The organism is Neisseria sp. P0009.S007 (assembly GCF_051962515.1).
The window spans coordinates 1-902 of the sequence record NZ_JBQCVF010000660.1; the positions used below are offsets into that span (position 1 = coordinate 1).

A 902-nucleotide genomic window follows, 5' to 3' on the forward strand; every position below is an offset into this window, starting at 1 on the left:
AAATGGCCGCCGCCTTCACCCGCGCCGGATTCGATGCTTACGACGTGCATATGTCCGACCTGATGGCAGGCCGCGTCCACCTTGCCGACTTCAAAATGCTGGCGGCGTGCGGCGGCTTCAGCTACGGCGACGTACTCGGCGCGGGCGAAGGCTGGGCGAAATCCATCCTGTTCCACCCCGCCTTGCGCGACCAGTTCGCCGCCTTCTTCGCCGACCCGAACACGCTGACATTGGGCGTGTGCAACGGCTGCCAAATGGTCAGCAACCTCGCCGAAATCATCCCCGGCACGGCAGGCTGGCCGAAGTTCAAACGCAACCTGAGCGAACAGTTCGAAGCGCGCCTGAGCATGGTTCATGTTCCGAAATCCGCGTCGCTGATTCTGAACGAAATGCAAGGTTCCAGCCTGCCTGTCGTGGTCAGCCACGGCGAAGGCCGCGCCGACTTCGCGCTTCACGGCGGCAACATTTCTGCTGATTTGGGCATTGCGTTGCAATATGTAGACGGTCAAAACCAAGTGACCCAAACTTATCCCCTCAACCCTAACGGCTCGCCTCAAGGTATTGCCGGTGTAACCAACGCCGATGGTCGCGTGACCATCATGATGCCGCATCCGGAACGCGTCTATCGTGCCGCACAAATGAGCTGGAAACCGGAAGACTGGACCGAACTCTCCGGCTGGTACCGCCTCTTCGCCGGAGCAAGGAAAGCTTTGGGTTAACCGGCAGGCTGATTTGATTCAGGTTTAAAGAAAAGGTCGTCTGAAAACGATTTAGCGGATTCTGTTATATCTGTTTTCAGACGACCTTTATATATTCTTTTACGTATAAGACCGAACCAATGCGTATGAAGACCGAACCAACCGCCGTCATTCCCGCGCAGGCGGGAATCCAGACCTCTGCAT

At 57.0% G+C, this 902-nt stretch carries 1 protein-coding gene; it reads left to right on the forward strand.

Annotated features, from left to right (window positions below; translation table 11 throughout):
* Positions 1-719: phosphoribosylformylglycinamidine synthase subunit PurQ (locus ACTHS3_RS15505; RefSeq protein ID WP_440368441.1), on the forward strand; the 719-nt coding region annotated here is incomplete at its 5' end.
* Positions 720-902 lie beyond the last annotated feature (183 nt).